Annotated in this window: 19 protein-coding genes and 1 tRNA gene; 9 read left to right on the forward strand and 11 right to left on the reverse strand. The window is 61.0% G+C overall.

All coding sequences use genetic code 11. The features are described from left to right. The first annotated feature begins 180 nt into the window (after positions 1-180). Positions 181-336, forward strand: a complete 156-nt coding sequence (locus BLV09_RS37575) for a hypothetical protein (protein WP_167558943.1) — start codon at positions 181-183, stop codon at positions 334-336. Positions 337-550: 214 nt separating this feature from the next. Here the strand turns inward: BLV09_RS37575 and flbD are convergent, their stop codons facing one another. The 8 genes from flbD to BLV09_RS31755 form a co-directional block, all read right to left on the reverse strand. Continuing rightward, positions 551-1,930, reverse strand: coding sequence for a sigma-54-dependent transcriptional regulator FlbD (gene flbD / locus BLV09_RS31720; protein ID WP_146690209.1), 1,380 nt, complete (start codon positions 1,928-1,930; stop codon positions 551-553). Between the two features lie 56 nt (positions 1,931-1,986). Further along, positions 1,987-2,337, reverse strand: coding sequence for a flagellar motor switch protein FliN (gene fliN / locus BLV09_RS31725; protein ID WP_100386154.1), 351 nt, complete (start codon positions 2,335-2,337; stop codon positions 1,987-1,989). Between the two features lie 3 nt (positions 2,338-2,340). Further along, entirely contained in the window at positions 2,341-2,982 is a 642-nt protein-coding gene (locus BLV09_RS31730) for a FliH/SctL family protein (protein ID WP_146690210.1), read from the reverse strand. Beyond that, the gene (gene fliG, locus BLV09_RS31735) at positions 2,982-4,067 is read right to left on the reverse strand and encodes a flagellar motor switch protein FliG (RefSeq protein ID WP_100386156.1); all 1,086 of its coding nucleotides are present in this window, start codon (positions 4,065-4,067) and stop codon (positions 2,982-2,984) included. Before fliG ends, BLV09_RS31730 begins: the two co-directional genes overlap by 1 nt. Position 4,068: 1 nt before the next feature. Beyond that, complete coding sequence (gene fliF / locus BLV09_RS31740) at positions 4,069-5,688, reverse strand: flagellar basal-body MS-ring/collar protein FliF (protein WP_146690211.1); 1,620 nt, start codon at positions 5,686-5,688, stop codon at positions 4,069-4,071. 172 nt (positions 5,689-5,860) lie between these two features. Then, positions 5,861-6,136 carry a DUF1153 domain-containing protein gene (locus tag BLV09_RS31745; protein ID WP_002714638.1) on the reverse strand — a complete coding sequence of 92 codons (276 nt, stop codon included), beginning with the start codon at positions 6,134-6,136 and terminating at the stop codon, positions 5,861-5,863. Between the two features lie 214 nt (positions 6,137-6,350). Next, positions 6,351-7,067 (reverse strand): flagellar hook assembly protein FlgD, encoded by a 717-nt coding sequence (locus BLV09_RS31750; protein WP_100386158.1) that lies wholly within the window; start codon positions 7,065-7,067, stop codon positions 6,351-6,353. Between the two features lie 10 nt (positions 7,068-7,077). Then, entirely contained in the window at positions 7,078-8,712 is a 1,635-nt protein-coding gene (locus tag BLV09_RS31755; RefSeq protein WP_167558944.1) for a flagellar hook-length control protein FliK, read from the reverse strand. A 350-nt stretch (positions 8,713-9,062) separates the two neighbouring features. Here BLV09_RS31755 and mnmA point away from each other — a divergent pair, with 350 nt between their 5' ends. The 4 genes from mnmA to BLV09_RS31775 all read left to right on the forward strand — a co-directional run bounded on the left by mnmA (position 9,063) and on the right by BLV09_RS31775 (position 11,633). Beyond that, on the forward strand, positions 9,063-10,250 hold the full coding sequence (gene mnmA, locus BLV09_RS31760) for a tRNA 2-thiouridine(34) synthase MnmA (RefSeq protein WP_100387493.1): 1,188 nt from the start codon (positions 9,063-9,065) through the stop codon (positions 10,248-10,250). A 16-nt stretch (positions 10,251-10,266) separates the two neighbouring features. Next, positions 10,267-10,905, forward strand: coding sequence for a class I SAM-dependent methyltransferase (locus BLV09_RS31765; protein ID WP_100386161.1), 639 nt, complete (start codon positions 10,267-10,269; stop codon positions 10,903-10,905). 171 nt (positions 10,906-11,076) lie between these two features. Continuing rightward, positions 11,077-11,439, forward strand: a complete 363-nt coding sequence (locus BLV09_RS38310; RefSeq protein ID WP_146690213.1) for a hypothetical protein — start codon at positions 11,077-11,079, stop codon at positions 11,437-11,439. A gap of 117 nt (positions 11,440-11,556) precedes the next feature. Next, a tRNA-Met gene (locus BLV09_RS31775) sits at positions 11,557-11,633 on the forward strand. Positions 11,634-12,078: 445 nt separating this feature from the next. Here the strand turns inward: BLV09_RS31775 and BLV09_RS31780 are convergent. Further along, complete coding sequence (locus BLV09_RS31780) at positions 12,079-13,005, reverse strand: DUF4238 domain-containing protein (RefSeq protein WP_146690214.1); 927 nt, start codon at positions 13,003-13,005, stop codon at positions 12,079-12,081. A gap of 66 nt (positions 13,006-13,071) precedes the next feature. On the opposite strand from BLV09_RS31780, the gene BLV09_RS31785 reads away from it, so the two are divergent. Both BLV09_RS31785 and BLV09_RS31790 read left to right on the forward strand, forming a co-directional pair. Continuing rightward, entirely contained in the window at positions 13,072-13,386 is a 315-nt protein-coding gene (locus tag BLV09_RS31785; RefSeq protein WP_146690215.1) for a hypothetical protein, read from the forward strand. After that, positions 13,376-13,819 carry a hypothetical protein gene (locus tag BLV09_RS31790; protein WP_146690216.1) on the forward strand — a complete coding sequence of 148 codons (444 nt, stop codon included), beginning with the start codon at positions 13,376-13,378 and terminating at the stop codon, positions 13,817-13,819. Before BLV09_RS31785 ends, BLV09_RS31790 begins: the two co-directional genes overlap by 11 nt. A 1,595-nt stretch (positions 13,820-15,414) precedes the next feature. Here the strand turns inward: BLV09_RS31790 and BLV09_RS31800 are convergent. Together BLV09_RS31800 and BLV09_RS31805 are read right to left on the reverse strand one after the other, a co-directional pair. Next, positions 15,415-15,705, reverse strand: a complete 291-nt coding sequence (locus BLV09_RS31800) for a DUF2158 domain-containing protein (RefSeq protein ID WP_167558945.1) — start codon at positions 15,703-15,705, stop codon at positions 15,415-15,417. A 1,004-nt stretch (positions 15,706-16,709) separates the two neighbouring features. Beyond that, entirely contained in the window at positions 16,710-16,949 is a 240-nt protein-coding gene (locus BLV09_RS31805) for a hypothetical protein (RefSeq protein WP_100386165.1), read from the reverse strand. 427 nt (positions 16,950-17,376) lie between these two features. On the opposite strand from BLV09_RS31805, the gene BLV09_RS31810 reads away from it, so the two are divergent. After that, complete coding sequence (locus BLV09_RS31810) at positions 17,377-17,901, forward strand: DUF305 domain-containing protein (RefSeq protein ID WP_433994368.1); 525 nt, start codon at positions 17,377-17,379, stop codon at positions 17,899-17,901. 52 nt (positions 17,902-17,953) lie between these two features. Further along, complete coding sequence (locus tag BLV09_RS31815) at positions 17,954-21,130, forward strand: efflux RND transporter permease subunit (protein WP_146690219.1); 3,177 nt, start codon at positions 17,954-17,956, stop codon at positions 21,128-21,130. Positions 21,131-21,132: the final 2 nt, after the last annotated feature.

The following is a 21,132-nucleotide window of genomic DNA, read 5'->3' on the forward strand; positions in this document are numbered from 1 at the left end:
AGCTATCGCGTTCGCCGGTTCCGTTCTTTCGCGAAAGATGGCTTTTTCGCCACTGGCCGCCTAAATAGCCCTGAGGAATCCTGCGATGCGGGATTGGCCGGGAGAAGCAGGCGTGAAACGCAATTTTTTACAGGTCGTCATCGGGGTTGCGGATTTCGCTCAACGCAGCGTTATCGCCTGATGAAACGCCTTGCGATTTGGGTGTTTTATGCCGTCGGCGCGCTGGCGATCGGTTATCTCGCGCTCTACGCCTATGTGACATTCACCGGGCGCGATTTGCAGCCCGGCGATCCCATTCACATTTTCCGCAAGCCCGGCGCGCCCGATTATTCGTAGCATGACGTGATGGTGAAGAGCCACCGGATCGGTGCCAATGTCCGGATGGTAGGAGCCGCGAATTATCCGCGACCGTCATTCCGGGATGGTCCGAAGGACCAGACCTCAGATGCGCAATTGCGCATCGGGGAATCTCGAGATTCCGGGTTCGATGCTTTGCGTCGCCCCGGAATGACGTCATCGGGCGCACATTTCGCAATGACAGCGGTGGCGATTAACCCGCCGCAGCCATCCGTTGATAGTCGCCGGCTCCGGCGGGGGTGATCGGCAATCCGCCGTCGGCATATTCGTTGAGCTTGTTGCGCAGCGTGCGGATCGAAATGCCCAGGATATTCGCGGCGTGGGTGCGATTGCCGAGGCAGTGCTTCAAGGTCTCCAGGATGAGATCGCGCTCGACGTCGGCGACGGTGCGACCGACCAGCGCGCGGGTGACCTGTTCAGCGGCGAAGGTGGCGTGCGCGACCGCGGGCACGGTCTTGGTGAGGTCAAGACGGTCGCCGTCCGGCGTCATGATGGCCTCGACGCCGATTTCGTCGCCTTGCGACATCAGCACCGCGCGATGGATGGTGTTTTCCAGTTCGCGGACGTTGCCCTGCCAGCGGTTGGTTGTCAGCACGCGGCGCGCATCGGCGGAGATCGGCCGTGTCGGCAGGCCGTTGGCGTCGGCATATTTCTTGGCGAAATGCTGCGCCAGTTCGAGAATATCCGCCGGCCGTTCGCGCAGCGGCGGGATCTTCAGATTGACGACGTTGAGCCGGAACAGCAGGTCTTCGCGGAATGTGCCCTCGCGCACGGCGTCGGCCAGATTGCGGTTCGAGGTCGCGATGATGCGGATATCGACCGGCACCGGCCTGACGCCGCCGACGCGATCGATCACGCGCTCCTGGATCGCGCGCAGCAATTTGGATTGCAGCCGGACGTCCATTTCGGAGATTTCGTCCAGCAGCAGGGTACCGCCGGTGGCTTCCTCGAATTTTCCGATGCGCCGCGCCACGGCGCCGGTGAAGGCACCCTTCTCATGTCCGAACAATTCGGATTCGAGCAGATGCTCGGGGATCGCCGCGCAATTGATGCTGATGAACGGCCGCTTGGCGCGGTGGGAACGGGTATGGACGTAGCGCGCCAGCACCTCCTTGCCGGTGCCGGATTCGCCGGTGATCATGACCGAGGCGTCGGAGCCCGCGACCTGTTGCGCCAGCTTGATCACCCTGGCCATCGCTTCATCGCGATAGATCATGTCGCGGGAATCGTTGGCGACGGCGGCGAGCACCGCGGCGATCAGTTCCGGTTCGGGCGGCAGCGGGATGTATTCCTTGGCGCCGGCGTGGATCGCGGCCACGGCCGCGCGCGCGTCGCTGGAGATGCCGCAGGCGACGATCGGCACGTGAATGTGTTCCGCCTCGAGCCGCATCACCAGGTCGCGGATGTCGAGGGCGACGTCGACCAGCAGCAGGTCGGCGCCCTTGCCGCTGCGCAAGACGCGCATCGCCTGTTCGTGGTCCTCCGCATGGGTCACGGAAGCGCCGTTGTCCATGGCGATCTTGGTGGCTGTCGTAAGCTGGCCCTTCAATGTGCCAACGATGAGAAGCCGCATGGTAATCTCCTGTCCGTCTGTCGGCGCCGGTTATGCGCCGCGTCGTTAAAGGGGCCTCAGGCGCGTTCCGCCTTGATGATTTCCGTCATGGTCACGCCAAGCTTGTCTTCCACCAGAACCACTTCGCCACGCGCCACCAGCCGGTTGTTGACATAGATGTCGATGGATTCGCCGACGCGGCGGTCGAGTTCGAGCACGGTGCCGGGGCCGAGCTTCAGCAATTCGCCGACATCCATCTTGGAGCGGCCGAGCACGGCCGAAACCTGGACCGGCACGTCGAACACGGCCTCCAGATCGGCGGCAATGCGCGCGGCATTTTCGTCTTCATTATACCCCACGTCATCGATGCCAGGCGTATCGGCGGCGTTGAGATCCGGAAGCGGGACCTGTGCGTCGGTGTCACTCATGGCTTAAGTCCTCATGGCCGCAATGCCGGCCTGGCCGCGGGACGCCATGTAGCGCCCGACGAGTTCGTTGATCTTGGTTTCGATGGCCGCGCGCTCCAGCACCACGCCGCCGTCGGCCCATTCGATTCGGCAGTCACCGGTCGCAATTCCAGGCTCCGCCAGGATCACTAGGCGACCTTCGAAGCCGCTCTGTTTCGCCAGCCGCTCGATCCGCTCGCGCGCGCCTTCGTAAAGGGAATCGTTGATCCGGACCACGAGATGCGGCGTCGAGACCAGATGCGAGAAACAATCGCTGACCAGCCCGGTGATCTCGCCGAGCGGCTCCTGGGCAACCAACTCGCTGCACAGCTTGCGCGCAACCGCGACCGCGACGTCGACGGCTTCGGTCTCCATCTTGGCCTCGATGCCGGAGAAGCGCGTCGCGATGGCTTTGATGGCAATCCCGATTTCCTCGAGCGCCAGCGCGGCGCGGCGGTCGCTTTCGGCTTTCGCCTCGCGCTGGGCCGCGTCGAAGCCGTCGCGATAGGCGCGGGCCTCGGCGGCCGCGACCTTCTGGGCGATTTCCGCCGGCGTGGCCGGCCGCTCGCGCGCCTTGTCCGGCGCCGAGAAGTCCATGTCGAACAGGAATTTTGCAGGGGCGGCCATCAGTACACCAGCTCGTCGTCAGCGCGGTTTTTCGTCAGCATGATTTCGCCCTTGGCGGCGAGGTCCTTGGCGAGATTGACCAGCAGCGCCTGTGCCTCGTCGACGTCGCGCAGACGGACCGGTCCCATCGCGGCCATGTCGTCGAGCAGCATCTTGCCGGCGCGGGAAGACATGTTGCCGAGGAAGAAGCTGCGAACCTCCTCATTGGCGCTTTTCAGCGCGATGCCGAGCTTGTCCTTGTCGACGTTTCGCATCAGCGTCTGCGCGGAGCCGGAATCCAGCTTGATAAGGTCGTCGAAGGTGAACATCAGCGCCTTGATGCGCTCGGCGGATTCGCGGTTGTCTTCTTCCAGCGAAGTGATGAAGCGGGTTTCGGTCTGGCGGTCGAAATTGTTGAAGATTTCCGCCATCACCTCGTGGGCGTCGCGGCGGCGGGTTTGCGACAGGTTCGACATGAATTCGGTGCGCAGCGTCTGCTCGACGCGCTCGATCACTTCCTTCTGCACCGCCTCCATCCGCAGCATGCGGCCGACCACATCGAGCGCCATGTCCTCGGGCAGGATCGCGAGCACGCGCGCCGCGTGCTCCGGCTTCAGCTTCGACAGCACCACGGCGATGGTCTGCGGATATTCGTTCTTGAGATAATTGGCGAGCACCTCTTCCTGCACGTTGGAGAGCTTCTCCCACATGTTGCGGCCCGCGGGCCCGCGGATCTCGTCCATGATGCCGGTCACGCGCTCGGCGGGCAGATACTGCTGCAGCAGCCGTTCGGTGCCGTCGAACGTCCCCATCAGGGCGCCGGACGCCGACATCCGCGATACGAATTCCAGCAGCAGCTCTTCAACCACCTCGGCTTCCACGGTGCCGAGCGTCGACATCACCATCGACAGCTCGCGCACTTCGTCATCGTCGAGCAGCGACCAGACCTTGCCGCCATATTGTTCGCCGAGCGCCAGCATCAGGATCGCGGCGCGCTTCGGGCCGCTGATCGGCGGGCCCTTGGGACGATTGCCCTGACGGCTCGCCAGCTGCGCGATGACGCTGTTGATGTCGTTGGCGTTGGCTGTTTGCGCGGGGAGGGCCATGTCAGGTCACAGGCTCCCCGAGCCATTGACGAACGATGGAAGCGGTTTCGGTCGGGTTCCGTTCGGCCAGTTCGCCGACGCGATGCACCGTCTGGGCATGGACCTGTCCCTGAACCTGGGCGACGTCGACCATGTTCGGGCCGTTGGAGCTTGGCACCAGGCTCTGGCCGGTGCCGGAAGCTGCGCTGCCGTCGGTCAGGGCCGGCAACGAATCGTTGCCCGTGATCGCCGGGATCACCTCGGAAGCGAGGATGCGCCGGACCAGCGGCCGGATCACCATGAACAGCACCACGAGGCTGAGCAGCATCATCACGCCCAGCTCGATGACGTACATCACGTCGTCCTTGGTGAACTGCAGCATGCCGAGCAGTCCGGTGGGCTCGGGGATCGGGGCGACGGCTGGTGCTTCCGCGAATTTGAGGTTTACGACCTCGACCTGGTCGCCGCGCTTTTGATCGAAGCCGATGGCTGAGCGCACCAGCGTGGCGATGCGGTCCAGCTCTTCCTTGCCGCGCTCCTTGTAGACCATCTCGCCTTTTTCATTCTTCGAATAGCTGCCGTCGACCAGCACGGCGACCGAGATGCGGTTGACCTTTCCGGCCTCGGTCACTTCGGTCTTGGTGGTGTGGGATATCTCGTAATTGTTGGTCTCTTCGGTTTTCTTGCTCTGGTCGCGCGCCGCCGTCGCGCCATCCGGGCGCTGATTGCCCGGCAGCTCATTATTGACGGTGACCTGGCCGTTATTTTCGGCCGTGGAGCTGGATTCTTCGCGGGTCTGGCTCGAGCGCAGCACCCGGCCTTCCGGATCGAAGCTGTCCGAGGTCTGGGTGATCTTGTTGTAGTCAAAATCCGCCGAGAGCTGGACACGGGCGCGGCCGGCACCGACCACCGACGACACGATCGCCTCGACCTCGTTTCGCATCCGCTTTTCGAAAGCGGCACGGCGCTCGTCTCCGACGACGTTTTCGTTGTCGCCGGCTTCGCCATCGGCGAGCAATTGACCGCTTTCGTCGACGATCGACACCCGCTGCGGCTTGAGGCCGTTGACGGCGGAGGCGACCAGATGGCGGATGGCGCGAATCTGTTGCGGCTCCAGCGCGCCGCGCACCCGGACGACGATCGAGGCCGACGGCTCGGGCGTCTCGCGCGAGAACAGCGGCCGTTCGGGCAGCACCAGATGGACCCGCGCGGCCTGGATGCGGTCGATGGCGCGGATGGTGCGGGAGAGTTCACCCTCCAGTGCGCGTAAATGATTGATGTTCTGGACGAAGCTGGTGGTGCCGAGCGCGTCGGATTTGTCGAAAATCTCGTAGCCGACGCCGCCGCCCTTGGGCAGGCCGCCTTCGGCGAGCTTCATGCGCAGCCGCGTGACCTTGTCCTTCGGCACCATGATCACGGCGCCATCATTGCGCAGCTCGTAGGGGATCGCCTGGCGTTCCAGATCCTTCATGATCGCCGAAGAATCTTCGGTACTGAGATCGGTATAGAGGGTGGTCATCTGCGGCGTGGTGACCCGCATGATGACAAAGGCGAAGAAACCGATCAGTGCGGCTGTCACCGCGACCATCGCCATCAGCCGCGAGGCGCCCAGCCCCTTTAGAAAGTCCACCAGACTCTGCAAGCAACTGCCCCCGAGATTCGGCGCCAACAACCGACTGGGCAATTATTGCCTATGTGATGGTTTCGATATGGTTAACGCAGGTTAAGAGCCCCGGCGAAATTGCGTTATGAAAAAGATCGGCCTCGCAAAGCGAGGCCGATCTTCATCAAATATGATAGGTTTTAGAAAGCGATTATTGGCGATATTGCTGGATGCGGGTCGTGCGCAGCCCAGCAAGGCCATGCTGATCGATGGAAAACTGCCAGGAGAGGAATTCGTCAACGGTCAAGGTGTACCGGCTGCAAGCCTCCTCAAGGGAGAGCAGACCGCCACGAACCGCGGCGACGACTTCGGCCTTCCGGCGGATAACCCACCGTTTGGTTCCGGGCGCGGGCAGATCCGCAATCGTTAACGGACTGCCGTCAGGCCCGATGACGTATTTTACCCTCGGGCGATGGGGTTCTGTCATGGCGTACTCACAAACTCTCAACCACTGAACTCACCGGGATAACCTACGCCCCGCGACTTAAAATTTGCCTAAGCCCAAGGCTTCAATACGAATCTCCTTGAAAATGCCGTGACAATGCTCCCCCGGGCGCCGGTTCTGGCGCGGGAGGGAGCTGATAGGCGGGCCGGGAGCGAGGCCGGAAGCCTGACGGACGACAGCGGGAGCCGTGCTGTCGCTAGTTTGCGACGATGCTCTGGATCTGGTTGACCGTGTAGGTCTGGCCGTTGATCGTCAGCAGCGGCGGTGACTGGGTGAGATCGACCGAACTGACCGCGCCCTGGATCGCGGTGGTGATAGCCACGTCGTTGCCCGAGGAGTCTTTGGCCGTGGCCGTCAGGGTGTAATTGCCGGCGGGCCACTGGGTGGTGCCGTCACTCCCCATGCCGTTCCAGACAAAGGGCTGGTTGTCGCCCTTTGTTACATTGTAGGTGCCCGAGAAGGCGGTCTGGCCGTTGCTGGCGGCGATAGAGATATTGACGTCCGAGTTGGCCGGGACGCTGAGATCCCACGTCGCCTGGCTGTTAACGAGCGCGGCGGTATTGCCACTGACCACCGCGGTCTGGCCGACGAATCCCAGCGCCTGGGTGGATTGCGCGGTCTGCTGCAGGGAAACCAGCGTCGCCAATGAGTCGTTGGTATTGAGCTGTTGCTGAACGCCGGCAAATTCGACGAGCTGTTGGGTGAACTGGTTGGTGTCCAGTGGATCGAGCGGATTCTGGTTCTGCAACTGCGTCGTCAGCAGTTGCAGGAAGCTTTGAAAGTTGCCGGCGATCTGCTGCGAAGCCATCGCGTTGGCGGCTGAAGCCGATGAACTCGACGACGATGATGACGCCGGTAGGGGCGTCGTCCCCGAAACGATCGGACTGGCTGTGTTGGCTGATGTAGCTGTCATGTCCGTCTCCTTAAACCCTGATGTCCACGCCGCTGCTGGATCCGAGCGTGCGGCCATATGTTCGTCCCGCAGTCGTTGCCGCGGCGGCGGTATCGTCGTTGCTGATCACCAGCTTTTGCGCGTTACGGTTGGCGTCGTTGCCGCTGTTCTGGCCCGAGGAGGATTGATCACGCAGGCTGAATTGCAGGCCGCCGTCACCAGTCTTGAAGCCTGCGTCGTTCAGCGCGCGCTGCAACTGGGGCGCATCCTGTTGCAGCATCGATAGCGTTTCCGGCTTTTCGACCGTCAGATGCGACGTCATCTGGCCGCTGCGATCGACATCGATGCGAACATCGATGCGACCGAGGTCGGCTGGATCGAGCCGGATCTCAAAACTGCTCTTGCCATTCTTGGCCGATGCCGCGATTTCAACCGCGAGCCCGCTCAAAGGCACTGCCGTGTGTGTTGCCGCGGTGACGTTGACTGCTCCTACTGAAGTGGCATTGGCCGCCGCGGTAGGGAGCTGGGACTGGATGTTGGCCGCTGCCTGAACGCTGGTATCGGCTGTATTGGTCGGCGAGCGGTCTGTCGTCGCATCCGCAGAATGGTCATGCGCCGATGTGGCGGCCGCCGCTGTCGTCGAGGCGGTAGCCGAGCCGTCGCCTTTGGTCGGATCAACGCTGGCGTCCGCGGCGTCTTGTTTGCTGGCGATGGCGGCTTGCTGCGCGGCTGCCGTGGTCGGGTCTGCGCTACCCGACTTATCAGCTGAACTATCTGAGGCTGCGGTGCCTGTTTGCGGTTGTGTCGCGCCCGAAGTCTTGGCCGTGGCTTTCGGCGCAACAGGCGTCGTCGCGGCAATTGTCGCCGCCACGTCGGTTGCTGCGGTTGTGTCGGTCTGCGTGGCCTGCAGCTTTGCGGACCCCGCGGCGGTTTCGCTTGCCGTCGCCTGGGCCGTAACTTTTGCGTCCGCGGTTGCAGCCGCGGTGGTTGTGGTGTTGAACGCTGATGCGCCGGGATCAATCTTGGCTTGTGCCGATGAGGCCGTTGCTGCTGCCGATGCCGACTGGCTGGCGGCAATGGCTGCCGCCGCGATCGCAAGCGGCGCCGTGCTGGTGCCTGATGCCGATGAGGTCGCCGCGGGCGTACTTGTCACCGCGACGGTGACGGGAATCGCTACCGCAACCGGGCTCAGCACGACGAGAGGGGTGCCAACCTGCGGTGCCGGGGTTGTCGAGCCGCTTGTCGAATCCGCCGTAGAGCTGTCGCTGGACGACGACTGTGTACTCGATTGCGAGGAGTCGCTCGTCGAGCCGGTTGACTTGGTCCGGGAGCGCTGGGGTGCATCGGTGTTGGCGCCGGCATTGGGGTCGGAAGCCGGTCCGGCATTGGCGTTCTGATTGTCTGAATTGTTGCTGTTATTGCTATTGTTGTTGTTGGCCGGCTGGTTCTGGTTCGCCGGAGCCGTGTTGCTCCACCGGTTGTTGTCCGTGGCAGCCGAATTGTTGTTGGACCAGTTTTGCGAGGCGGATTGCTGCTGGGCCTGGGCGGTCGCATTGCTGGCGTCGGCCGCCGTGTTGCTGTCGACAAGGGACGCGAAAATATCGTTCCCCTGCGATGGGTCGGAAGCCGACCTCGCAGGTCTCGGCTGCGTGTTCTGATAAGACACGTTTGTCGCTGCTTCTGACGTGACGCTCTGCACGGACGGCCTCTTGCAATAGAACTGGTCTAGAGTTCAGCAAGGACCGGGCCACTCCGTGTCTCAAAAAATATCTATATATTTCAATGCCTTGTGCCGGAGGCGGCCTACCGGGGGCGGCGCGGCGCGGGATCCCTTTCTGCCCGGCGGCAAGATTTGCCGTTTGCGCCTCGCAAAACGGGCCTGCGTGATTTGCTTCATGGGAATGCGGCCTATATTAAAGGGCAGCTTTTCAACCGTTCCGGCAGCGATACTCACTTTCCGGAACCGTCTGTCGCGACGCGCTCGATGCCGCCGCGACCGCATCGATGACCGGAACCATGCTCAACAGTTTGGATCTCGAAGGCCGTCCGCAAGACACCAGAGTCGTGGTCGCCATGTCCGGCGGCGTCGATTCATCGGCGACGGCTGCGCTGTTGAAGTCCGAAGGCTACGACGTGGTCGGCATCACGCTGCAGCTTTACGATCATGGCGCGGCCACCCATCGCAAGGGTGCCTGTTGCGCCGGACAGGACATCCACGACGCCCGCGACGTCGCCGAGCGGATCGGCATCCCGCATTACGTGCTGGACTATGAGAGCCGTTTTCGCGAGTCGGTGATCGACAATTTCGCCGACAGCTATGCCTCGGGCCAAACGCCGGTGCCCTGCATCGAGTGCAACCGCTCGATCAAGTTTCGCGATCTGCTCAAGACCGCGCGCGAACTCGGCGCCTCGGCGCTGGCAACCGGGCATTACGTCGCTTCGCGCCGCAGGGGCGACGGATCGCGCGCCCTGGTGTGTGCGGCCGACGCCGACCGCGACCAGAGCTATTTCCTGTTCGCGACCACGCAGCAACAGCTCGACTATCTGCGCTTTCCGCTGGGCGACATGACCAAGGCGCAGACGCGCGAACTGGCGCGGCGCTTTGGGCTTACGGTCGCCGACAAGCAGGACAGCCAGGACATCTGCTTCGTGCCGACCGGGCGCTATACCGACATCATCAGCCGGTTGAGGCCGAGCGCCATGGAGCCCGGCGACATCGTCGACCTCGATGGTCACGTCATCGGGCAGCATCAGGGCATCGTTCATTTCACGGTCGGTCAGCGCAAGGGGCTCGGCATCGCTTCCGGCGCGCCGCTTTACGTCGTGAAGCTCGATGCTCTCAGCCGCCGCGTCGTGGTGGGGCCGCGTGAAGCCCTGCGGATGGATCGCATCGTGCTGCGCGACATCAACTGGATCGGCGACGGCGCGCTCGATCGCGCGGTCGGCAATGGACTGGAAATCTTCGTGCGGGTGCGCTCGACCCGCGCGCCGCAGCCGGCGTGGCTGCGCGCGGCCGATGGCGGATATGAAGTCGAACTGATCGCAGGCGAAGAGGGCGTATCCCCCGGCCAGGCTTGCGTGTTCTACGATGCACCTTCCGGGCAGGCGCGCGTGCTCGGCGGCGGGTTCATCCAGAGCGCCACCGCCAGGCGCGTGACAGCGAAGGCCGCGCCGCAGCCACTCGTCGAAACCATGCGCGGATAGATTTCAAGGCGGGGGCATGGCTGGCGATATCGACCGCGAAGGGGTCGCAAAGGCTTATGGGCGCTGGGCCCCGGTCTACGATCTCGTGTTTGGCAAGGTCTTCGACCACGGCCGCCAGTCGACCATCGCGGAAGCAGACAAGATCGGCGGGCGGATCCTCGATGTCGGCGTCGGCACCGGATTGTCGCTGTCGGATTATTCGCCGACCACCAGATTGTGCGGCGTCGATATTTCCGAGCCGATGCTGCGCAAGGCGCAACAGCGGGTGCGCGCGCTCGGTCTTTCCAATGTCGAGACGCTCGCGGTGATGGACGCGAAGAATCTCGCTTTCCCGGATGCGTTTTTCGACGCAGTGGTGGCGCAATATGTCATTACCGCGGTGCCCGATCCGGAAGCCACGCTCGATGACTTCATCCGCGTGCTGAAACCCGGCGGCGAACTCATCCTGGTCAACCATATCGGCGCCGAAAGCGGCCCGCGCCGCCTGTTCGAACTGGCCTTCGCGCCGCTGGCGCGCCGGCTCGGCTGGCGGCCGGAATTCCCGTGGGCGCGGCTGGTCGATTGGGCCGCCAAACACGGTGGGGTCAGCCTGACCGAACGGCGGCCGATGCCGCCGATGGGACATTTCTCGCTGATCCGTTACCGCAAGTCCTGAGAGCAGGGCATGATCCCGAAAAGTGGGAACCGGTTTTTCATCGCAACAAACGCCAAGCGTTTGCGCGGAGATCATGCCCCAAGCAAACCGACAATGCGAAGAGACTGATCCAGCCACGCTGAATCAGTCTCTGGCTGCGGAACCTCCGCGCGGGCAGGCCGTTTTCCCTGCATGAAAATGAAACGCTCATTATTGCTCTCATGCGTGCTGTTGGCGGCGTCCGGCGCGGCAAGCGCCCAAGCGCCGCCGGCGCCAACAACGCCACCGGCCCAGACCGCGCCGTCCGCGCCCGATCGCGCCAACGGCTGCACTCCGACGCAAACCACGCCACAGGGCAGTATTGCTCCGCAGGGCACAACGACGGGTCAAAGCCAGGAGCCGTTGGGCGATAAACTGGCGAAATCCGACGGTGTCCTGTGCCCGCCGCCGGGCGTGGATCCGGCGATGCGGGCTCCGACACCCAATTCCGGCAACATGCCGGTGATTCCTCCGCCCGGGAGCCCTGGCGGTGATCCAAACGTCCGTCCAAAATAGGCTGCCCCTGCAACGGCTTGGCCGAACGACGGGGTTTGCTTGACAGGCCCTTGACCGACTTCTTATATGCCGCGCGTTCGCGACTGCGGCATTGAGGGCCGTAACGACGTGCGCCGTGGCGGGGTAGCTCAGCTGGTTAGAGCACGGGAATCATAATCCTGGGGTCGGGGGTTCGAGTCCCTCTCCCGCTACCAATAAGCTATATGTCCTCAAATACTTACAAGAGCGCTTGAAACGCCCTGCTTCTCAGGCGCGCTATTGTACCAATTTGTACCAACGAGTCTGTTTCAGGTGACGTCCAGCGCGGCTGCTCCGCGTTCTTCGCTCGGTCCGAGTCCTTCTGCGCTCGAATTCAGGACTTCGGATCGACGGTGCGACCTGCTTCAACCGCGACGCGCGGGCGCGGCCTTGATCGTGTCTCGGAGAGAAATGGTGAGCGTGGGCGGAGGTCCGGTAGCCATTGGAGCTACAACTCGCTCTGCTTGGTCGGCACGCGTTGGCGGCGCTCGCGCCGCGTCCTGGTGAGAGTGTCATGGACATAGGCTGTAGCGGAGGCGAGACTGCCCCCAGAGGATTGCTTTGGTGGGCGTAGTTCAATGGCAGCGCGTAAAACGAAAAGGCCGGCGGATTAGGCGCACTCTACCTGACGATATCGATGCCAACCTTCGCGACAGCCAAAAGGGCCTTGGTGCCCTCCAGCGAATCCGCAGTATAATCGAGCCTCACCCCGTCGCGCTGCAGCGCCTCCACAAGGGCCGCGACATCTTCGCTGGCCTGAGATGACAACACGATATCGCCCGCGTGCTTTACGGTCAGGCTGTTGACGAAGCGCGCTTGCTCCAATGTCGCGGCTTCAGGCCTCACCCCGCCACATGGGCGAGTAGTGAGGTCCGCCAATTGGAAATCGTTGGGTACGGCCAGCTTGAAATCCATAAGCGTCGTCACGCAAAGGTCTGGCGCAAGCGGCAGCATTCGTGCCGGGGGCGTCCCCATGTTGTCTTGCCCAAACGCGGCAGATGGGTTGTCGCTCGTCAGGAACAGCTCGTCTGTAGCATTTGTAAGGAGTGTCCACGGCTGCACATAGAGACGCCAAGCAACCCGAGGCAGAGTTTGCGTGAAAAGCGCCTGTGCGAATTTTGGGTCTACAGTGATGCTGAGGTCTTCAAGCCGGATGCCCGGTGGCGGAGGGCGTGCGATGATCGGAATCAGGCTGCGAAGCTCGTTCTTAACGACTTCCGCCCCGATGCCGGAGCTTGTCGGCGTCGTCGCCAACATGCTGGCCCAACCGAGCGCGAGCACAAATTTGTTGTCGCCCGTGAATTCGCGTCGACGAAAGCCTTCGACAGCACGATTCCAGAAGGGCTCCCACAGCGCGCGGTACTGACCAAGGGTGTCTCTCTTGGTCAGATATGGGTTGAGGTCGTCATTTTTCTGCGCGCACACCACATCGGGCCAGCAGGCAAACTGCTTGCCAGTCGATTTGCGATAGGCTTGCAGCTTCCGACCGGTTTTACGGTCGCACCATTGGCCGAGATAGGTCTGCGCGACATAGTGATCGAGTGCCATCCTTCCCCTATAGCACGACTTGCCTCATTTTCGTGCTATTTAGTCGGCTCTAGAGGCGGTTCCATCATGACCGATGCCAATCAACAGCACATAGCCCTTCTTCGCGAGAAGACCCGCGCGGAGCGGGCGATCATTGCCGAACTGAATGGTAAGCTCGACGACCTAAAGGAAATGCTGAAGCCGGCGCTGTCTCAACTCGACTTCGTCGATCTTTATTTCCTTGATCCGAAAATCCTGAGCGAGGATCGAACACCGCAACAGCTCGCGCGATGGCTCACCGCCGCCGATGGTGCGCTCGTGATCGCGATCAACACACGGACGAACGTCGAGCGGCTCGCCAAACAATTCGGGCCGGATGCCCGCTTGATCCATGCACGTTGACAAGCTTGCGTGGGCGATCGGTCTGCTGGACGGCGCGCGTCGCCTCGCTTCGACCGCTCAAACCACATCCGAGATCGGCATGTCGTTCTTTTTGCTGCTCGGCTTCAGCGTCGAGAATGCGCTGAAGGCGCATCTCGAAAAGAAAGGGGAGCCGCCGGGCAAGTGGGAGCGGTCGCACGATCTGACCGACCTGTTTGACAAGGCCTCGGCGCGCGGGCTCGCGCCGATGGATGGCGTTGAGGCCTTCGTGCGCGCGCTCTCGCCGTATCACAAGGATTTCGTGTTTCGATACCCGGAGAAGGCGGGCACCGTTGATCTGTTCAAGCCCGCGTCATCGATCGATGCGACGAACGAGCTTTGTGCGGCAGTCTTCCAGCATTTCGACCCGGCCGAGATACAGGCCTCGGCCGCCGCGCAAGGCGTCAAGCCGTAGGCATTGAGCGGCGCGCCAAACAGCACTACACTGTTGCCGAGGGTAGGAAGCCAGTTGCTTCCCTGTTTCGCTGCGGTCGGTGCCGATGTGCTTTGAACGCCCTCGCGATCAATAGGAGATGCAATGAGCGATAACCGCCCGTCGCGTCCGCCGGACATCGTGCTTCCCGTTGGGCAGCCGATCCCGCCCGGACCCGGCATCAGGTGGTGGCTGCGGCACATCGCCAGCCGCAAGTGACAAAAGCGAAACCCGGCAGCAATGCCGGGCTTTCCGCGCACCACGTCAGAACGGGGCTAATTAATTGGAGAAAGTGCAATGCGTTCTGGCTTGGCATTATGCCTTGTGATCGCTCTCTGTGCTTCCGCGAACGCCGCCCCAAGAGGGCATCATGCCAAATCGCACCATGTCATCGTTCGTCCCAGCCAGGCTGTGATCCCAAGCTACGTCGCTCCGAGTGGTGTGCGGATCTATCGCGACGACTCCGTTCCGGGCGGTCTGCGGACCGACCACGACGACCCCCCTGCCTACGATGATCCATCCAAGTTTGGCGGCGGCTGATCTGCGGCGACCAGACGACATGTACGCCAAAGTTCTCGCGTGACATGGCGCAGAGCTGACGTCCGTCCGTTTGCTATACGAAATTCGTTCAAACGGAGTCCGGGACCAATAAGGAAAGGCATAAAATGGAGTCAGTCGCGACTGATAAGAAAATAATAATAAGCTGATCAGTCGTTGAATGGCCGCCTCTGGCGCGAAAGCGGACATTTAGCGATTGGCGACGTTGGGCAACAGCCAATGCTGACGACCTGAGCGGGCCAATCGACATTTACGGCTATTCTTCTCGCGCCAATTCCGGAAGCACGCGGTAGCGCGTGGGACTTAAAGAACGAACGTTGCCAATTGATAGACCGAGTAGATGGCCTCCAAGCCTATAAGAACAAGCGCTACGATCATCAGATAAAAGCCGAAATGCATGAAGAGATCGAAACCAAATGCTTCTTGCGGCGCGCGCGCATCTCACGCAACGCCGTAAACCAAAATGAGTGAGCGTCGGAAAGGACGATCAGCCGACGAACTATTCGTCCGCAATTGAAAGGGAAGGCTTCCGCCGCCGCGGAAGTGATGCCTTCGTCGTGAACCTCTTCTTGGCCGGAGGTCTCTTGTTCGACGTCAGATTACTGCTTGTTCACGCGCCGTAGAAAATCTTGATTCCCCACAGCACGACGACGATGGCCGATACCAGCGTGGCCGCCGTCAATACACTTTCTAAGGAAGCGACTCTCATACTACTCTCCGCTTCCCAGCCCCATTTGGCGGTCTAGATGATTCGTTAACTCCATAGCAATTGCTCGATGACAACGTCTCGAACGTTGCGCTCGCTTGTGGTTTGCGGGCCACACATCTCCGTACTATCCGGAATTGGGATCGTGCGAGTGCGGACATCAATTAAGTCGCCGCATATATCGCACGTCTTTTACCGGCTTCCACATCGCGCAACAGCAGAGTCAATGACGGACATCGCGAGCAGGGTTCACCGAGCGGCTACTGACATCGGTGTCGCATATTCGCCGGAGATCCAAATAAATCGACCGTGATCAGAGTTTCTGAAGCACATCGATGGGGAACTTATCAGCATTGGGCTGGCCGTCCTCGCCGGTCCAAAAGCAATCAACCTGATTACCGTTGATACCGTGAACAGTCATCGCAGGCCCTCCCGAACGCAGCCGAACAAGATCGCCACGCTGGAACGAGGCAGCGGCTTGGCTCGGCATTGCCGTACTCGATGAAGAAGGGTCCGAAAGCGCCGGTACCGACAAAGGTATGCTGAGCGCCGTCCCGAGAATTACTGCAGCTATGATCGAAGCGCGTTTTGTAACCACTAGCATATTAAACTCCATCTCTCATGAATCAGACATAGGATCACCTTTCACTCACGCCACTAAATTTCATTTTAGAAGTGGCCCAGGTCGCGGGGATTTCGACGCTGTGCTCCTGCCCGCGAGTTGTCGCGTCCTCGAACGATCGGTGTGGACTGTCATAAAATCCGTTGGTGCGCCGGTCGTTTGCTCGAAGCTCAAAAGCAATTCGAAATTTCCAGATTGGTTTTAAATCGAGAGCGTGGCGGGTCTGGCCATCGTGTTCGGACGAGTCCGTAGTCTCGTCACGCTGAGGAGAGCACGTAACGCGGTCAAGACATGCCACCGGATCGGATGGGCAGCGTTAGCCGCCACAGCATGTGGTTGTCGTGACCGTTCGGTTCAAATCATTGGCCCATAGTAGGCGCCCCAATGACCCCACATATCGTGGTCCCCGTACGAGCGGAAACCGCCGACGCGGTTTTCGTAACCGCCATAGGCCTCACGGGGAGTACGGCGGAAGCAGCCGCTAAGGTGATTTTCGCGAAAACCATCACTTTCGCTACAGCCACCATAACCGCTGCCGCGGGTAAATGCACTGGCGGGAAGCCCGGATACTCCGAAAACAAGGAGAATTGCAAGAACGACGGCAGCGTTGCGCAACATTGACAGACCTCTTTGAGATGCTCCGTGCATCCGTGTTGATTCAAGGACCATTTTCGATCGACTGCCCACGGGGGCTTCCGGTCGAGATTTAAATCTATCGGGCACGTGTAATTGCTTGACCGATATCGCTGTTGTTTTCTCTCATTGCGGTATTTCGGCCGAACGAAGTGCGACGTTCCAGTTACTCGTAAGCAGCGAGTGACCCGGATTCAAGCTTGCGCTTCGACGTGACCAGGAAGCGCCATACAAGAAGTCGGGCTGATGGAGTTTCGTGGCCAGCCCGACCTCTTGGAACGCGGTCACGTTAGCGCTCAGTCCGGATCGATATTGATCCCGGATTTGCTAGGCCGATCTACGACACGGACGGATCAATTGACCGGCGCGGGTTCGCAAGGCGGACCGTTATCCCAGGGCTGCGTGGCAAAGGCGCCTACGGCCGGAGCCGGATAGCACAGACGTCCGTCAACATAACGCTCGCCATGCGTGGTACTCGTATTGGCGTCCGCTGCGATGTGCCGCGAGGTTACATGGCTCTCACGAGCCATAGCGGGAGTTGCGAGCGTGGCCGCGGCGATCAGCGCAGCCGACAGAAGTTTAAGCTTAGTCATTCGATTTCTCCATTGGATATAAAAGCCAACAGCGTTTGGCTTCTCCATGGAGATGGAGCGGCGATCGACTGATGAAAGTAACAATTCCTCGCTTCGTTTCAACGGCGCGTGAAGTCAAGTGCGTCGTACGGTGGAAATCCTCCGCTGATCCTGACGCTCGAGCATCAACGCAGTCACCGACCTTTTGGTAGCTTAATAAGTCCGGTAACTCGTCCATCGATTGCCGGACGTTCAAACCAATTTCAGAATTCTAAATCAGATTTTAATTGAGAACGTCGCGACGCTGACCATTGTCAGAGTAGCTTCCGGCGCTTGTTCTGTTGTCGAAAGTTTGTTGGGGCGACCCTCCAAGAAGATACCGGTGAACTCAAGGGCGTGCCGCGGGAAAGTTCGCGCACGCAGCGGCTTACGATGTCCGGAGGTGAAGATGGTTCTGTTCTCGCGCTCTTTTGTCCGCAAACGCATGATCTCGCTGGCAACCACGGCGTCAGTCGCCGCGACATCGTTCGCCCTTGCAGAGGTTCCGAAGGGGACGGATCACGTCCGTGGAGCGATGCCGATCCAATATGTCGCGGACCAGCCAGCTCATTCGCGGGAGAAGCCGTTCCTGTCGGAGAACGCCGCCGCCATGAACAAGATGATGGCAGATATGACGATCAAGCCGAGCGGCGATGTCGACCGCGATTTCGTGGCAATGATGGTGCCGCACCATCAAGGCGCGGTCGATATGGCGAAGGCCGAACTCAAATACGGCCATAACGAGCAGCTGCGCCGACTGGCTCGGGAGATCGTTGCCAAGCAGCAGCAGGAGATCATGGTCATGCGGGATGCCGTCAGTGACAAGCGATCGTCCCCAGCGCAATCGCCGGAGCAGCCCCGCGCCGAGTCGTCACCGCAATCGGATTCGACTGACGGCTCGGTCGCCCGTGACGGAATGAAGATGTCTCGATAGTCGACGCCGGTTACAGGGCTTCGTTCGCGGAGCTGAGCTGCAGGGATAGATCATGGCCATTGTTCGATTTGCGTTGCGGTTTCCTCACACTTTCTACGTGCTGGCAGCGCTGATCCTGTTTCTCGGCGTCGCCGCCATCCGATCAATGCCGACGGATATTTTTCCGGAGATCCGGATTCCAGTGGTGACGGTCATATGGCAATACACCGGGCTCACCACGCCGGAGATGGAACAGCGCGTCAGCACCTACAGCCAGTATTCCATCAGCGCCAACGTCAACGGCATCAAGAACATGGAAGTGCAGACCCTCAATGGTCTGTCGATCCAGAAGCTCTATTTCCAGCCCGACGTGAATCTCGACCTCGCTATTGCGCAAGTCGTGTCCGCGACGAATTCGATTCGCGCGCTGATGCCGCCCGGGATCCAGCCGCCGATCGTCGTGCAGTTCAATGCATCGAGCGTTCCCGTGCTGCAACTCAGTCTCAATTCGGACAGCCTGAACGAGCAGCAGCTCTACGATTTCGGCATTTACCGCGTTCGCCAGGAACTGGCGCCGGTTCCCGGCGTCACGCTGCCGACGCCGGCCGGTGGCAAGTATCGGCAGATCATGGTCGATATCGACCCGGACAAGCTGCTGTCCCGGGGTCTGACGCCGCTCGACATCGTGAACGCGGTCAATACCCAGAACCTGACGCTGCCGTCAGGAACCGCGAAGATCGGAAAAACCCAATATACCGTGCGAACCAACGCGACACCGGCGTCGATCGACGATCTCAATCAAATGCCGGTCAAGTTCGTCAACGGCGCCACCATCCTGTTGAAGGACGTGGCTCAGGTCCGCGACGGATCGCTGGTGCAGCAGAACATCGTGCGCGAGGACGGCCATCGCTCGGTCTTGCTCAGCGTGATCAAGAATGGCAATGCCTCCACATTGGCGGTCGTCAACGGCGTGAAGCAGGCCCTGCAGGCGATCCGCGCCGCGGCGCCGGCGGGACTGAAGATCAACGAGCTGTTCGACCAGTCGGTATTCGTTACGAACTCGGTTAACGGCGTGCTGCGGGAAGGCGCCATCGCGGCGGGTCTCACCGCGCTGATGATTCTGATCTTCCTTGGCTCCTGGCGCTCGACGCTGGTGGTGATGATCTCAATCCCGCTGGCGATCCTGTCGTCCCTCATCATGCTGTACTTTCTCGGAGAAACGTTGAACACCATGACGCTCGGCGGCCTTGCGCTGGCGGTCGGTATATTGGTCGACGACTCGACCGTCACCATCGAGAACACCCACCGACTATGGACCGAAGAGCGGATGCCGCTTTCGGAGGCGACGCTGCACGGCGCCGCCGAAATTGCGGTGCCGACGCTGGTTTCGACTCTCGCCATCAGTTGCGTGTTCACGTCGGTGGTGTTCCTCGACGGGCCGGCCAAGTACCTGTTCACGCCACTTGGACTTGCCGTCGTATTTGCGATGCTGGCTTCCTACGGTTTGTCGCGCACCCTGACGCCGATCACGATCGGCTTGCTGCTGAGGAGTGAGCGTCATGGCACGGACGATGGGCGCCCGGCAGGTTTCTTCTCGCGGATCTCCGCCGCATTCGAGCGCGGCTTCGAGCGACTGCGTGATGGCTATATGAAAATTCTCACCCTTCTGCTTCGGCGGCGAGCCATCGTGCCTGTCGTCGCCGTGTTGATACTCGGTCTCGGCGCAGTAATGGCGATGCTCGTTGGCCGGGATTTTTTCCCGCTCATCGACGGCGGCCAGATCCAGCTTCACGTTCGCGCTCCCGCCGGGACCCGCATCGAAAGCACCGAGGCGATATTCCAGAAGGTCGAGGACAAGATCCGCGAAGTCATTCCGGACAAGGACCGCGGGCTCATTATCGACAATATCGGGCTGCCGGCGCGAGCCTACAATCTGGCATTCGCCGACGGCTCCACGATTGGAATCAACGATGGTGTTATCCAGGTGGCGCTCAAGGAAGGCCATAGGCCGACCGCCGACTACATCAAGAAATTGCGTCAGGTGCTGCCCGCCGAATTTCCCGAGGATACGTTTTATTTCCAGGCAGCCGACATCGTGACGCAGATTCTGAACTTCGGATTGCCGGCGCAGATCGACGTCCGGACGATGGGCTCCGACCCGAACAACCTACCGTTGGCAAAGAAACTTCGTCAGCGTCTTGCCGCGATTCCCGGCATCGCCGACGCGCACCTGCAACAGGAAGTCGACGGTCCGGATTTCTACACAGATATCGACCGGACTCGGGCCGCTGAGCTTGGCCTCAATGCCAGCACGGTGGCCACCAACATCAATGTCAGCCTGAGTTCGTCGGTGCAGGTGTCGCCAAATTTCTGGACCGATCCGGCTTCGGGGATTCCGTATTATCTGGCCGTACAGACACCGGAATACAGGGTCAACTCGCTGAACGCGCTCGCCAACACCCCGGTGTCGACTTCGCTGGCGGTCAGCGGTCAAATCGTCCCTGGCATGCTCAGCAATATCGCGACGTTCAAGCGGGACACGGTTCCGACCAATTCCAACCAGAGCAATGTTCAGGAGGTTTACGACGTTTATGCGAGCGTGCAGGGGCGCGATCTCGGCGGTGTCGCAGCCGACATCGATAAAGTGACAACGCAGCTGCAGAAGGAACTCAAGCCCGGCAATTCGATTCAGGTGATCGGCCAGATCCAGAGCATGAACGACTCGTTCCGGAATCTTGGCATCGGTCTGCTGTTCGCCGCGGTCTTCGTCTATCTGCTGATGGTTGTGAACTATCAGACCTTCGGCGACCCGTTCGTGGTGATCCTGGCTCTGCCGGCGACGCTCTGTGGGATCGTCACGATGCTGTTCATCACCGGTACCACGCTGAACGTGCCGTCGCTGATGGGGGCGATCATGGCGGTCGGCGTCGCTTCCGCGAACTCAATTCTGCTCGTGACTTTCGCGCGCGAGCAGCAGCTGAAAGGGCACTCCGCCTTTGAGGCCGCACTGAGTGCCGGCCACACCCGAATCCGTCCCGTGCTGATGACAGCCGCCGCGATGATCGTCGGCATGATCCCGATGGCGATCGGAGGCGCCGGCGAGGAACAGAACGCGGCGCTTGCGCGCGCCGTCATCGGCGGCCTGCTGTTCGCGACACCGACAACATTGCTGATCGTGCCTTACCTGTTCGCCATGCTGCGCAAAGGCAACGACGGAAAGCCTCACCATGGCGTATTCGAGGAAATCTAAGA

Origin of the sequence: Bradyrhizobium canariense (assembly GCF_900105125.1) — a bacterium.
Taxonomy (GTDB): Bacteria; Pseudomonadota; Alphaproteobacteria; order Rhizobiales; family Xanthobacteraceae; genus Bradyrhizobium; species Bradyrhizobium canariense_A.